This is a genomic window from Chondrinema litorale (assembly GCF_026250525.1).
Taxonomy (GTDB): Bacteria; Bacteroidota; Bacteroidia; order Cytophagales; family Flammeovirgaceae; genus Chondrinema; species Chondrinema litorale.
In genome coordinates this window covers 1,899,981-1,914,192 of the sequence record NZ_CP111043.1, presented here as the reverse complement: position 1 = coordinate 1,914,192, position 14,212 = coordinate 1,899,981, and the positions used below count along the sequence as shown (strand labels likewise).

Genomic DNA, 14,212 nt, shown 5'->3' with positions numbered 1-14,212 from the left:
TAAAATTTTGATAAAAATTATTTTTAGGGTTTTATAAATTAGATAAGTAAACGAAATATGGCAGAAAATTTTATTGATTACGTAAAAATTTATTTTAGATCGGGGTCAGGAGGTAGTGGAGCGGTACATTTTAGAAGAGAAAAGCACGTACCAAAAGGTGGCCCCGATGGTGGAGACGGTGGTAGAGGTGGCCATATCATATTAAGAGGGAATAGAAATATGTGGACTTTACTTCATCTTAAATACCGAAAACACATCTTTGCCGATAGTGGAGAAAATGGTGGTGGTGCTGGTAGTTCCGGATCACAAGGAGAAGATATTATTCTAGAAGTGCCATTAGGAACGGTAGCTAAAGATGCTGAAACCGGAGAAAGAATCTTAGAAATTACCGAAGAAGGTGAAGAAAAAATAATGCTTGAAGGCGGTAAAGGAGGTTTGGGGAATATACATTTTAAAACGGCTACAAACCAAGCTCCAAGATATGCCCAACCAGGAGTGCCGGGTATAGAAACTGCCATTGTCTTAGAGCTTAAGTTATTGGCTGATGTCGGGCTTGTTGGCTTTCCAAATGCAGGAAAATCTACTTTACTATCTGTTATTTCTGAAGCTAAACCTAAAATTGCAGATTATGCTTTTACTACGCTAGTTCCTAATTTGGGTGTAGTAGCATATCGAGATATGAAGTCTTTTGTAATGGCTGATATCCCAGGAATTATTGAAGGGGCTGCAGAAGGTAAAGGTTTGGGTATAAGGTTTTTAAGGCATATTGAGCGTAATTCTGTATTGCTTTTTATGGTACCTGCAGATACTGCCGAAATAGCTAAAGAGTTTAACATTCTTCTTAAAGAATTAGAAAAATATAACCCAGAGTTGTTGGATAAGGAAAGGCTTTTAGCAATAACTAAAAGTGACTTGATTGATGAAGAATTAAAAGCTTTAATAAAAGAAGAATTACCTAATAATGTTGATTGTGTTTTTATATCATCAGTTGCTCAATTGGGCATAGATGAAATGAAAGATAAACTGTGGGTATTGTTGCAAAAATAATGAGCGAAATTTCGCAGAATTTCGGCATATAAATCCCTAAATATTTGGAAATGTTAAGATTATTTATTTATTTGCCAAAACGGTTATATGCAAACACAGTATTTGCGAACATGCATCTTCACAGTAAATAATGAAACTCAAACACTTTAACTTACAATTAGGTACACAGTTTTTAAAGGCGTTCAGCGATGAATCAAGGATAAGAATTGTTCATTTGCTCTTTAAAAATAAAGAAATGTGTATATCAGATATTGAGCTGGTATTGGACTTTACACAAACAAAGACTTCAAGACACCTCATTTATTTGAAAAATGCTGGTCTGGTTGATGCCAGAAAGGTTGACCAATGGACATACTATTCGGTAAAAGAAGAAGTCTCCGATTTTGTTGAGATGATTTACAAATATCTTGATAAAGATCAGAGCCTCTTAAAAGATTTAAAGCACTACAATACACTCTATAATAATAGAGAGTTAGCAGTTTGTAAATTGCATAGTAGAAAATGGATGCCTCAGAACTAATTAATTTAGTTCTGAAACAACTTTTTTAATAAAAGTTAGGCATATCCAGTTTTTTCTCAATTCTATACGCTGCATTCACTTGGCCCACATGACTATACGCTTGAGGGAAATTACCCCACTGACTACCTGTTTTTGCATCAACATCTTCACTAAGAAGGCCAAGGTGATTTGAATATTTATTAAGTCTTTCAAAGATTTTGATAGCTTCGTCTACTCTTCCTACACAAGCAAGTGCTTCTATATACCAATAAGCACAAATAAGGAAGGTAGACTCAGGCTCTCCAAAGTCATCTTGATGCTTATATCTGAAAAAGAGACCATCAGTACTTCTGAGCTCTTTTTCCATATGAGCCAAATGAACTTTAGCTGCCTCAGAAGAAGGATCGAGATAATTCATTGTGATAAGCTGTAGGCAACTGGCATCAAGGTGTTTGGTGCCTGCAGCCTGAGTATAAACTCTATTTTGCTTATCATAACATGCTTCTATTCGGTTAGAAGCTTCTTTTTTAAGGGCTAATGCTCTTTTAGCCATTTTCTCATCTTTAAAGAAACCTGCAATTTGGTAAGCTGCAGCGCTTCCAGCCCAATGGAAAAGGAAAGTATAACAGTGCAATTGAGCTTTATTTCTAAATTCCCATAAACCTGCATCAGGTTCATTCATGGTATCTTCAATTTTTTGAAGACAATGTTCTACCAGTCTTTGTGAAAATACCTTACCAGTAGTAATAAAGCGCTTGTCATTGTACAATGGAAGCAAAGAAACAAGTACCTGACCATATACATCATTCTGTATGTGTGTATAAGCGGCGTTTCCGACTCTTACAGGCTTATTTCCTAAGTATCCTTCAAGATCTACAATTCTTTCTTCTATGGTTTTAGAACCATGTATTTTATAAAGAGGCTGAAAACGGTCATCTTCACTTTTAGTCACATTTTCTATAAAGTTGAAGTAGTTTTTCATTTCCTCAAAGTGACCAATGTTATTAAAGGCTGTGAGGATATAATAGGTATCTCGCATCCAACAATATCGGTAATCCCAGTTTCGGGTACTATTAGGGGCTTCAGGTAAACTTGTTGTTGCGGCCGCTGCTATTGCTCCTGTATCTTCATATTGATGAATTTTTAATACAAGTGCAGACCTAATTATTCTGTCTTGGTAAAACCTACCAATACTGGTGGTAGTTACCCAGTCTCTCCAGTATTTTACCGTTTTTCTTAAGAAATCTTCTGCTGTATCTACCAGAGGGGCTTCTAATGGAATTCCATAAGTAATAACCAGATATTTTGGCTCATTAAGTACAAAGAAATCATTATCCATTATATAGTTAAGAGGGATATTAGAAGTAAGCCTTATTTGCTGTTCTAATCCCAAATACATAATGTGATTGCTTCCCATTAATGTTTCTGGTTTCATGGTACCGTATTCACCAGTAGGGTTACAAGCAACTTTTACAAGAGGTGTTCCACTAAGAGGTTCAATTTTTCTTACCAACATTAGAGGTTTATAATATCTCTCATATTGGAAAAACCTTGGAGCAAAATCGGTTACTCTAAATTTATCGCCACCACCTACTTCAAATTCAGTACATAATACATTGGTATTTTCAATGTAATACTGGTTTGTCTCAAATTGCTCATCTACAGGTGTTACCGAAAATTCACCTCCTTTGTTATCATCTAGCAAGCCTCCGAATATAAAACTACTATCAAATTTTGGCCAACAGAGCCATTTTACATTTGCAAGTTTATCAATAAGTGCAAGGTAACCGCAGTTTCCTATTATTCCGAGGTTGTATTTATGTGTATTCATTTAATGATGTTTTTATCAAAGGAGGTGAGTTAAGAATAAAATTACTTAGAAGCTTCTTCGTCTTTCTTTTCAGCTTTAGTCTCTTCAGAAGTTTCTGTTGGTTTATCTTCTTTCTCTGTATCTTCCTCCGAAGCTTTTTCTTCTTCAAAAACTTCTGGAGCTTTTTCTAATAGTGTATTATACCAGCTTACAAGTTTTTTTACATCAGATGCATAAACTTTGTCGCGGTCGTAATCTGGCACTACACCTTCTAAAAATCTTAGTAAAGCACCTTGATCTTTAATATCTACATCAATTGTGCTTTCACCTTGTTTTTCTTTTATAGTATTAAAAACTTCACCTAAAGGAATAGACTCCTCTTGTGTGTGTGTGTAAATAGATATTTCTTTTAATACAGAAATGCGATGGCTGGCATTTACGACAAATTTTACTGGCTTACCCTCCATTGCTTCTACGATCATCCCGTTGCGTGTGAGTTTTAAAATCTTATAAAGTCCCGGTTTACCGGCAATAGCAACAATATCTTTTAATGTCATAAAGTATTTTAGTTTTTGAGAATTTGTGCGTAAAAATAAAATCAGTAGTTAAAAAACAACTTTTTTATATCGTATTATCTTTGATTATTTTCGAAATATAGTTTATTAACTTTGTTTATATATAAAAGCAACTCGTCTAATCCGGCTTTATTTACAGAAGATGTAATAAAATATTCTGGCATATCCTCCCATTCTTTTAAGAATTCTTCTTTAAATCTTTCGAAAGATTTTTCTACTTCGCCAATTCGTTTTAGCTTATCTGCTTTTGTGAAAACAATGCAAAAAGGTATGTTATTTTCACCTAACCATTGCATAAACTCAAGGTCTATTTGCTGTGCTTTATGTCTTATATCTACTAAAACATATAAACTCAAAAGGTTTTCTCTTTGTAAGATGTAAGACCTAATAAGTTTTTCAAATTCAGCTTTATCTTTTTTACTCACCTTTGCCCAACCGTATCCCGGTAAATCGACTAAAAACCAATTATTATTAATTCGGAAATGATTAATTAGTTTGGTTTTTCCTGGAGTACCAGAAATTTTTGCTAGCTTTTTTCTATCTGTAAGTGCATTAATAAGAGAAGATTTCCCAACATTAGATCTTCCAATAAAAGCATGTTCTGGAAATACGCCATCTGGACATTCTTTTACATTTGCACTGCTTTTTACAAATACCGCCTCATTCACTTCCATCTCAAACTTATTTTATATTTATAAACTACTTGAAATAATTTTTGCCAGTTGCTCTAGGTATTTTTGATCGGTTTGATCAAAATCTGCTACTTGGTTGCTATCTATGTCAAGAACCATAACAGGTTTGTTATCTTTCAAAATTGGAACAACTATTTCAGATTTAGAATCGCTACTGCAAGCAATGTGTCCTGGAAATTGATCTACATCTTCTACCACAATTGTTTTTGCTTGTGAAAATGAGGCACCACAGACTCCTTTATTAAGTGCAATACGAGTGCATGCAACCGGCCCTTGAAATGGACCAAGTACCAATTGGTCTTCTTTTAGTAGATAAAAACCAACCCAAAAAAAGTTTAAACTCGATTTAAGTACTGCTGCCACATTTGCCAGATTAGCAATTAAATCTGTTTCTGATTTTATAAGCGCTTCTAATTGTGGAAGTATTTCCTTGTAAATAGTTTCTTTAGAAGCATTTTGTGTAAAAATAATGTTTTCTGCCATGAGAAATTGTATTAAAGTTCTACAGGTTTAAGTGAAGGACTTATTGCTAAAACAAATTAATAAATACAACAATGATTGGTGAAGCAATTAATAATCCATCGAACCTATCGAGAAAACCACCATGTCCGGGTATACTGTTCCCAGAGTCTTTAATTTGAATGCTTCTTTTAAATAAAGATTCTACTAAATCTCCATAAGTACCGGCTACAACCATAATAAAGGCTATAAAAAACCACTGCCAGCTTTCTAAAGATTTAAAATTATAGGCAAAAATAGTTGCCATCGAGAATGCTAAGAGGCCTCCACCTATAGTACCTTCCCATGTTTTTTTAGGCGATACCCGTGGGAATAATGGTGTTTTACCAAAGTTTTTACCAGCAAAGTATGCTCCTGTATCACTTGCCCATAAAATAAATAGTAAACCAATTATTATTTCTGCATGGTATTTATCATGCACAAAAACAGTAATGTTTAATAAGGCAAAAGGAGTTCCTACATATATAATTCCCAGAAAAGTGAAGGCTATACTAGCAAAGGGTTTTAACTCTGCTTTTCTATATAGTATAATTACATATACCACAGATAGCCCCAGAAATATAAGTAAATAGTATTTATCAGAAATTATTCGCTTTTCTACTAAGAATGTGAGTGTAAACATGAGTAGGCCATTCATTGTACCATAGGTTTTAAGAGGTACATTGCCATCTAGGCCCAATAGCTTATAAAATTCCAGCATAGAAAACATACATATAAGGAAAAATATAGCAAAGTAGCCCCATTCACTCCATATAATGGCTGATAATATAATAGCTACACCTGCTAATGCTGCTACAATTCTTTGTCGTAATTCAGATAAGTTATTTAAAGCTGATCTCATTTTCAATGATAATAAGTGCTGTGTCATGGTTTTCTTGGCTTACATAAATTTCTCTCAGGCCAAAATCGTTGTATGATGAATCCCTCTTATTTATAATTATAGCAGCTATATTGTGCCCATCAAGGGTTGATTTAACAATTTCAGCTCGAAGCGCATCAGAAGTGCTATAAACTTTTTGCCAATTTTCCATTAATTTATCCATTCATTTGCGCTTATGATTCTGAAATGTTTTTATTGTTAATCTGTCTGAAATACCAGATAATTCCAGATACCAATATAATAGAAACTATTGCACCTAAAAGGCTATAGCTATCTGGCGAATCTATTTCTATTTCAGAAGCTCCACTTTTATTCAGATACATCATTAATAATGTAAATCCATTGTTTACAAAGTGAGCTAGCATCGGAACAATTATAGAACCCGACCAAATATATAAATACCCAAATAAGCCACCAAGTAGCATTCGCGGAATAAACCCATAAAATTGGAAATGAAAAGCACTAAACAAAAAAGCTGTAATCCATATGGCAACATGTACATTTCCAAAAGATTTCAGCACTTTATTTTGGATAACCCCTCTAAAAAGTAGCTCTTCGCCAATTCCAGGAATTACGGCAATAATAATTAATCCGAGCAAAAATTGACCAAAAGAACTAAAATTCACCATAAACAAAGTGAGTTCCTTTAATTGTTCTTCCATTTTTTGAGCAAGCTCACCAAAAGCTCCTGGTATTTCTATACTTTCGTTCCAAAATGCTGTATATGCACTAATTGGCATATAAACTATTACTAAGACAATAGTTATGAGTAATAGTTTAGAATTTGGAGTATTACCAGAGGTTATTACACCTTTAGGAGATACTTGCTCATAAAAGTGAAGGTAAAAAAACGGTGTAGCTATAAATAGAATAAAACTATTGGCTCCTTGAGCTAATAGTAAAGGAATTCTGGTAGATTCATCTGTAAATGGAGGACTTAAAATGCTAAAAACTGCATTAAAGTCAAATCCATTAAAAAGAGCTACTGCTACAACACTGCCAAATTGTGCAATAAAGAATCCAGCGATTAAGCACCCAAGTAAAACAAGATATGAACTTGCTCGATCGTGTCTAATGAAATTATATGAGCTAAATTTCTGATGATTCATTTTTAACTTAACTTTGCACTTAATTGTGCTGTTTTAAATTATAAAACCATAAAGATACATTTTTAAATCTTTATGTTCAGTTTATCGACTTGATAGTGAGTCGAAAATTTTCATCAAAATAAATCACCGTGGTCAAAATCGGAAACTTAGAGATAGGAGAATTCCCACTTTTACTTGCTCCAATGGAAGATGTAAGCGATCCGCCATTTAGAGCTGTATGTAAAGAAAATGGAGCAGATCTAATGTATACAGAATTTATTTCTGCCGAAGGCTTAATTAGAGATGCAGTAAAAAGTGTACAAAAACTGGATATCTACGATTATGAAAGACCGATTGGTATTCAGATTTTTGGTGAGAAAATAGATTCTATGCGAGAAGCCGCTGCCATTGCAGAGAATGCAAGTCCTGAGTTGATAGATATCAACTATGGTTGCCCTGTAAAAAAGGTGGCTTGTAAAGGAGCCGGAGCCGGAATATTACTAGATATTCCTAAGATGCAGAAAATGACTGAAGAGATTGTAAAGCAGTGTAAGTTGCCAGTTACAGTAAAAACGCGTCTTGGTTGGGACGAGAATACTATAAAAATTGTAGAAGTTGCTAAAAGGTTGCAAGATGTTGGTGTACAAGCACTTACCATACATGGCAGAACTCGCAAGCAAATGTACAAGGGTGTAGCAGACTGGACACATATAGCAGAAGTTAAAAATCACCCAGATATACATATTCCAATTTTTGGCAATGGAGATATTGATTCACCTGAAAAAGCATTGGAATACAGAAAGAAGTATAATGTAGATGGCATTATGATTGGCCGTGCGGCAATTGGTTACCCTTGGATATTTAATGAAATTAAGCATTACTTTAGAACAGGGGAGAAGTTACCAGCACCCGACTTGAATGAAAGAATAAATGTTTGCAGAAAACATCTTGATTTTTCAGTTGAGTGGAAAGGTCCTAAAACTGGTATCTACGAAATGAGGAGACATTATACAGCTTATTTCAAAGGGGTAAATCACTTTAAGCCTTACAGAAAAAGATTGGTAGAAGCTGGTAGCCACGAAGAAGTAGTAGAAATTTTAGAAGATGTTAGAGAAAACTTTCCATTGGAGATCGATACAGTAAACTCTTAATTTGGATTCAAAGTAGAAAAAAACAAAGAATCAATATTTTTGATATTAAAATTTAAAGAAGTCTCTATAAACAAATAGAGACTTTTTTTATACAGTTCATTTAAAACGTTCCCGAAAATCACCTTGATAAAAGTCATGCCCAAAACAGATGAATGTCATTAATTAAGTTTCGTCTAATGTGAAATTTTGAAGTGTCAATCAAGGACAACAACAGACAATCTAAAAATTACTTAGTAACCGAACAGAATAGAAAGAAAAATAATCTAATCATGAAAAAATCAAATCTAAAATCTATCATGCAAGGCCTCGACGAGTTAGGCCTGTCAAACGCTAGAGGCGTATCTTGGAATTTAACTCCTGCAGAATTAGTAATGGAAGCTATAAAAAACCACGAAGGTGTGCTTGCAGACACTGGTGCTTTCATGTGGGATACTGGTAAATTTACAGGTAGAGCTCCTAAAGACCGCTTCATCGTAAAAGATGAAATTACTGAAAATACAGTATGGTGGGGAAACATCAACCAGGAATTTGATGCTGAAAAATTTGATAAACTATATGATAAAGTAGTTAAAAGTCTAAACTACAAAAGACTTTACGTAAGAGACTGCTTTGCTGGTGCTGACCCACGTTATCGTTTAAATGTGAGAATTATTGATACTCAAGCAACTCACAACCTCTTCTGCTACAACATGTTCTTAAAACCAGAAAATGATGAGTTAGAAGATTTCCATCCTGATTTTAGAATCTTAGCAGTGCCAGAGTTTGAAGCAGATCCAGAAGTTGACGGTACTCGTTCTAAAAACTTTGCAATCATCAACTTTAAGAAAAGAATTATCTTAGTAGGTGGTACTGGTTACACTGGTGAAACTAAAAAAGGTATCTTCTCAGTATTAAACTTCTTATTACCAGAAAAAGAAAAAGTACTTGCTATGCACTGTAGTGCTAATATCGGTGAAAAAGACGATGCAGCAGTATTCTTCGGACTTTCAGGAACTGGTAAAACTACACTTTCTGCCGATCCTAACAGACAATTGATTGGTGATGACGAGCACGGATGGACTGATGATGGTGTATTTAACTTTGAAGGCGGTTGCTATGCTAAAGTAATCGACTTAACAAGAGAAAAAGAACCAGAAATCTGGGATGCAATTAAATTCGGGGCAATTCTTGAAAATACTCGCTTCTTCCCTGGTACTACTACAGTAGACTACGAAAATACTGAAGTAACTGAAAATACAAGGGTTTCTTACCCACTAAACCACATATCAAATGCAGTCTTACCATCTGTAGGTGGCCACCCAAAAAACATCTTCTTCTTAACTTGTGATGCTTACGGTGTTTTACCTCCGATCTCTAAACTGACTCCGGGCCAAGCTATGTACCACTTTATTTCTGGTTACACTGCTAAAGTTGCTGGTACAGAAGCTGGTATTACAGAGCCACAATCAGTATTCTCTGCATGTTTCGGTGCTCCATTTATGCCACTACACCCAACTAAATATGCTGAGTTACTAGGTGAAAAAATGGTGAAACACGACGTAAATATTTGGTTAATTAACACTGGATGGTCTGGTGGAGCTTATGGAGTAGGAAACAGAATTAAATTGAAATACACTCGTGCAATGATTACCGCTGCGCTAGATGGCAAATTAGATAATGTTGAATTCGAAACTCACCCGGTATTCGGATTAGCAATGCCTAAAGAATGTCCAGAAGTTCCATCAATGATTCTGAATCCAAAAGTAACTTGGGAAAATAAAGATGCTTATGATGATAAAGCTAATCTTTTGGCAAAAGAGTTTGTGAAAAACTTCGAGAAATATGAAGAAAACGCAAATGATGAAATTATGGCAGGAGCGCCAAAGGTAGTAGTAGAACAATAAGTAGTATATAATTAATTCAGGTAATGACAAAGGCCGGGCTTATAAGTCCGGCCTTCTTTTTTATCTGAGCTTAAAGTTTAATCTTCAAGCTTTACATCTGCTATATTAAAGAATTTGATGTGTCTATCATCGTCTAGAGTAATGCCAACTACAGCATCTTTTACGATATTGCCTTTTAATATTTCTTTAGACAACTCATTTAAAATGTGTTGTTGCAATACCCTTTTGAGTGGTCGCGCACCAAACTGCGGGTCGTAACCTAAGTTTGCCAGATAATCCATCACTTCTCTTGATGCTTCTAGCACTATTCCAGAGTTATCAAGTCGTTTCTGAATTTCTCTAAACTGAATATCAACAATTTTTCTCATATTTTCTCTAGAAAGTGGTTCAAAGAGAATTAGCTCATCGATACGGTTTAGAAACTCAGGTCTTAATGATTTTTTAAGGAGTTCAAACACTTCATTTTTAGTTTGAGTTAACACATTCTCCTTATTCTCATCATTTATAGACCTCATTTTATCCATTATAATATGTGATCCTAAATTAGAGGTCATAATTACAATGGTGTTTTTAAAGTTGGCTATTCTACCTTTGTTGTCAGTTAGTCTACCATCATCTAGTACTTGTAATAAGATATTAAATACATCTGGATGTGCTTTTTCGATTTCATCTAATAATACTACTGAGTAAGGTTTTCTTCTAACAGCTTCGGTTAATTGGCCACCTTCATCGTAACCCACATATCCCGGAGGTGCTCCAATGAGTCTACTTACCGCATGGCGTTCTTGATATTCAGACATATCGATACGAACCATGGCATTTTCATCATCAAAGAGGTACTCTGCTAATGCTTTTGCCAGCTCAGTTTTACCCACACCAGTTGTTCCTAAGAATATGAATGAGCCAATTGGTCTATTAGGGTCTTGTAAACCAGCTCTGCTTCTACGAACTGCATCAGAGATAGCTCCTATTGCTTCTTTTTGTCCGGCAACTCTTCTACCAAGTTCTCCCTCAAGATGTAGCAATTTCTCACGATCGCTTTGTAACATCTTATTTATTGGTATTCCTGTCCATCTTGAAACCACATCAGCAATTTCTTCTGAAGTAACTTCTTCTTTAAGCAAAGGCTTTTCGTCTAGTTTTTCATTTAACTGTTGTTGCAGTAAATCGAGTTGTTGCTCCGATTCTTTAATTTTTCCGTACCTCAACTCTGCTACTCGACCATAATCGCCTTGTCTTTCAGCTTGTTCTGCTTCAGATTTATATCTGTCTATGTTTTCTTTTGCTTTCTGAATGCTTTCAATAGTTTCTTTTTCACTTTTCCATTTGGCAGTTAAGCTATCTTGTTGCTCGGTAAGATCAGCAATTTCTTTAGAAAGATAACTTTCCTTTTCAATATCTCTTTCCCTTCTAATCGCTTCTCTTTCAATTTCGAGTTGCATAATCTTACGCCTAATTTCATCAAGCTCTTCTGGCATAGAAGCCATTTCAATTCTCATTTTTGCAGCAGCTTCGTCCATCAAATCAATGGCTTTATCTGGCAAATATCTATCACTAATGTATCTGTGAGATAGTTCTACAGCAGCAATAATTGCATCATCTTTAATTCTAACACCGTGGTGTACTTCATACTTTTCTTTTATACCTCTCAAAATTGAGATGGCATCTGGTACACTTGGTTCGTCAATTACTACTGTCTGGAATCGTCTTTCCAGTGCTTTATCTTTCTCAATATATTTTTGATACTCACTTAGTGTAGTCGCACCAATAGACCTTAATTCACCTCTTGCCAAAGCTGGTTTAAGCAAGTTAGCAGCATCCATAGCACTTTCGCCACCAGAACCTGCACCAATTAAAGTATGAATCTCATCAATGAAAAGAACAATTTTTCCATTGCTGTCAACAACTTCTTTAATTACAGACTTAAGCCTTTCTTCAAATTCACCTTTGTATTTAGCACCAGCTACAAGCAAGCCCATATCTAAGGCTACAATCTCGATATCTTTTAAATTTTCTGGTACATCTCCATCTATAATTCTTTGAGCAAGACCTTCTGCAATGGCTGTTTTACCTACACCTGGCGTACCCACAAGCATCGGGTTATTTTTGGTACGTCTTGATAAAATCTGAAGAATTCTCCTTATTTCTTCGTCACGACCAATAATTGGATCTAACTTACCTGATTTTGCCAGTTTATTCAGGTTTTGGGAATATCTTTCTAATGATTTGTATTTAGACTCAGCATTCTGATCTTTTACTTTTTCTCCACCTCTTAGTTCTTCAACTGCTTTTTTAAGATGCTTATCGTTAAACCCAACATCTTTCATTAAAGTTGATACAGAATTATTGCCATTTAGTAATGCTAGCAGCAAGTGTTCTACAGCGATAAAGTCGTCTTTAAGCTGAGTTTTTGTTTGCTCTGCATTTTGTAAAATCTTATGGCTTTCATTAGAGAAATATGGCTGCTGACCTGTTGTTTTCGGGTATCTTTGAAGAATTTCGTCGAGTTTACTTTCTAAATATCCCTTGTTAACATTCAGCTTTTTAATCACAAATGAGCTTAGGTTTTCATCTACTAACAAGATTGCTTTCAATAAATGACCGGGCTCAATTATCGCTTGTTGTGCTGATTGAGCAATCTCAGCAGCTTTCTGTATAGCCTCCTGAGATTTTATTGTATAGTTATTGAAATTCATGGTTTTACAGTTTTTATTTTAATGAAGACTCATCAAATTATTTTCCATTTCAATTTCTAACAGAATAACAGTCAAAATTTCAGTATAGTTGTAGAATTTAATGACATTATGACTTGAATTAATGAAATAAGTTTTTGTATAATGTCAAAAATGCCGTCTTTTATAATGTTAACAAGGTGCACTATGGGAAAAGGGTTTTGTTTTTTATATTGGTAGATACTATTAATTATTAATAAGCTGAACTATGAACTTCATTTATTATTCCTTGACACCGACACAAGCATATCAAAGGATTGCTGAGTTGTCAGAAAAAGAAAAAGATTCTGCACTTTCAAAATTAGAAAAAGAAGAACTTGAAGAGTTAAAAGAAGTTTTTCTAGAAAGTAATACAGATTTTGAATTTTGATCTGAAGATTTATAAATAAGTTTCACCTTACGAAGCTGAAGATTTATTTTCAGCTTCATTCTGCCCCAATTTAAATATTGCAAAAAACATCATAGCGGCGCTGCACCATTGTACAACTGTTAATTGACTATTGTTAAATATGTAGTCGAAAATGATAGCCGAAACAGGAAAGCATAATTCTGCAATAGTTGAGAGGCTTGCTCTTACCTTTTTTAATCCAAAGTAATACAAAAAAATTGCTGCACTACCAGTGGTAAACATAATTACCACAAATATTATCCAGTTTTGCTGAGTTACATCATTAAACTGATAAAACCTCCCTAGTATTAAATTGTAGATAACTAGTATGAAAGTAGTGAAACCGAATCGGTAGAATGTAACGGTTTCAAAATTATGATTTAATAGAAATTTTCTTCCTAAAACTGTTGTAGAACCAAAACAAAAAGCTGCAATTAAAGCCAGTAGGGCAGCTTGTGAGGTATTTTCACCTGTATGAAAATTTGGTAAACTAAACTCAAACGTAAGAAAATAGCCACCAGCTACTGCTAGTAAAGCCCAAATGAAAAAGTTTTTCTTGAGTTTCTCTTTTAAAAAAATAGTTGCCAATGTTATGGCAAATACTGGTTGTAATTTTTGCAGAAGTACAACTACAGAAAGGTTTTTAAAATTAATAAGAAACATGGCCTGTACGATTGAAAGTGTACCAATAGAGCCACCTAGTAGTGCAATAAGAAAAAGGGCAAGATAGTCTTGTTTATCAAATGTTTTTAGGTATTTATACTGCTTAAAAAGAAACAGTTGCATCACTAAAAATGGTAATACATGTAGTACCATTACCACAAAACTTGCTTCTAGATTGTATAATCTAGGTGTGAGTACTACTCCATCGAATCCCCAAAGTGTGGTTGCTGTAATAATTGCCAGAAGACCTGTGATTACCTTTTTGTCTTTGTTCATTTCGAGAGA

14 protein-coding genes are annotated in these 14,212 nt (G+C 34.6%); 5 read left to right on the top strand and 9 right to left on the bottom strand.

Annotated features, from left to right (window positions below):
- Nucleotides 1-57 precede the first annotated feature (57 nt).
- Entirely contained in the window at nucleotides 58-1,047 is a 990-nt protein-coding gene (gene obgE / locus OQ292_RS07980) for a GTPase ObgE (RefSeq protein ID WP_284685530.1), read from the top strand.
- 130 nt (nucleotides 1,048-1,177) lie between these two features.
- Nucleotides 1,178-1,567, top strand: coding sequence for an ArsR/SmtB family transcription factor (locus OQ292_RS07975; protein ID WP_284685529.1), 390 nt, complete (start codon nucleotides 1,178-1,180; stop codon nucleotides 1,565-1,567).
- Nucleotides 1,568-1,592: 25 nt separating this feature from the next.
- Here OQ292_RS07975 and OQ292_RS07970 read toward each other — a convergent pair whose 3' ends face one another.
- The 7 genes from OQ292_RS07970 to OQ292_RS07940 form a co-directional block, all read right to left on the bottom strand.
- Nucleotides 1,593-3,377, bottom strand: a complete 1,785-nt coding sequence (locus OQ292_RS07970) for a glycoside hydrolase family 15 protein (RefSeq protein WP_284685528.1) — start codon at nucleotides 3,375-3,377, stop codon at nucleotides 1,593-1,595.
- A gap of 41 nt (nucleotides 3,378-3,418) precedes the next feature.
- On the bottom strand, nucleotides 3,419-3,913 hold the full coding sequence (locus OQ292_RS07965; protein WP_284685527.1) for a DUF5606 family protein: 495 nt from the start codon (nucleotides 3,911-3,913) through the stop codon (nucleotides 3,419-3,421).
- Nucleotides 3,914-3,987: 74 nt separating this feature from the next.
- Nucleotides 3,988-4,605 carry a ribosome biogenesis GTP-binding protein YihA/YsxC gene (yihA, locus tag OQ292_RS07960; RefSeq protein ID WP_284685526.1) on the bottom strand — a complete coding sequence of 206 codons (618 nt, stop codon included), beginning with the start codon at nucleotides 4,603-4,605 and terminating at the stop codon, nucleotides 3,988-3,990.
- An 18-nt stretch (nucleotides 4,606-4,623) separates the two neighbouring features.
- Nucleotides 4,624-5,106, bottom strand: coding sequence for a GAF domain-containing protein (locus OQ292_RS07955; RefSeq protein ID WP_284685525.1), 483 nt, complete (start codon nucleotides 5,104-5,106; stop codon nucleotides 4,624-4,626).
- Nucleotides 5,107-5,152: 46 nt separating this feature from the next.
- Nucleotides 5,153-5,983: a phosphatidate cytidylyltransferase gene (locus OQ292_RS07950; RefSeq protein WP_284685524.1), complete on the bottom strand. Its 831-nt coding sequence runs from the start codon at nucleotides 5,981-5,983 to the stop codon at nucleotides 5,153-5,155.
- A complete protein-coding gene (locus OQ292_RS07945; RefSeq protein WP_284685523.1) occupies nucleotides 5,964-6,185 on the bottom strand; it encodes a putative signal transducing protein in 222 nt (73 codons plus the stop codon). The genes OQ292_RS07950 and OQ292_RS07945 overlap by 20 nt, the downstream gene beginning before the upstream one ends.
- A gap of 10 nt (nucleotides 6,186-6,195) precedes the next feature.
- Entirely contained in the window at nucleotides 6,196-7,131 is a 936-nt protein-coding gene (locus OQ292_RS07940; protein ID WP_284685522.1) for a CPBP family intramembrane glutamic endopeptidase, read from the bottom strand.
- Between the two features lie 128 nt (nucleotides 7,132-7,259).
- Here OQ292_RS07940 and dusB point away from each other — a divergent pair, with 128 nt between their 5' ends.
- Together dusB and pckA are read left to right on the top strand one after the other, a co-directional pair.
- Nucleotides 7,260-8,261, top strand: a complete 1,002-nt coding sequence (dusB, locus tag OQ292_RS07935; protein ID WP_284685521.1) for a tRNA dihydrouridine synthase DusB — start codon at nucleotides 7,260-7,262, stop codon at nucleotides 8,259-8,261.
- Nucleotides 8,262-8,530: 269 nt separating this feature from the next.
- Nucleotides 8,531-10,144, top strand: a complete 1,614-nt coding sequence (pckA, locus tag OQ292_RS07930) for a phosphoenolpyruvate carboxykinase (ATP) (protein WP_284685520.1) — start codon at nucleotides 8,531-8,533, stop codon at nucleotides 10,142-10,144.
- Nucleotides 10,145-10,221: 77 nt separating this feature from the next.
- On the opposite strand, the gene clpB is transcribed toward pckA, so the two are convergent.
- Complete coding sequence (clpB, locus tag OQ292_RS07925; RefSeq protein ID WP_284685519.1) at nucleotides 10,222-12,840, bottom strand: ATP-dependent chaperone ClpB; 2,619 nt, start codon at nucleotides 12,838-12,840, stop codon at nucleotides 10,222-10,224.
- Between the two features lie 244 nt (nucleotides 12,841-13,084).
- Here clpB and OQ292_RS07920 point away from each other — a divergent pair, with 244 nt between their 5' ends.
- Nucleotides 13,085-13,246 (top strand): hypothetical protein, encoded by a 162-nt coding sequence (locus OQ292_RS07920; protein ID WP_284685518.1) that lies wholly within the window; start codon nucleotides 13,085-13,087, stop codon nucleotides 13,244-13,246.
- 27 nt (nucleotides 13,247-13,273) lie between these two features.
- On the opposite strand, the gene OQ292_RS07915 is transcribed toward OQ292_RS07920, so the two are convergent.
- Nucleotides 13,274-14,203, bottom strand: a complete 930-nt coding sequence (locus tag OQ292_RS07915; protein WP_284685517.1) for a DMT family transporter — start codon at nucleotides 14,201-14,203, stop codon at nucleotides 13,274-13,276.
- Between the last annotated feature and the right edge of the window lie 9 nt (nucleotides 14,204-14,212).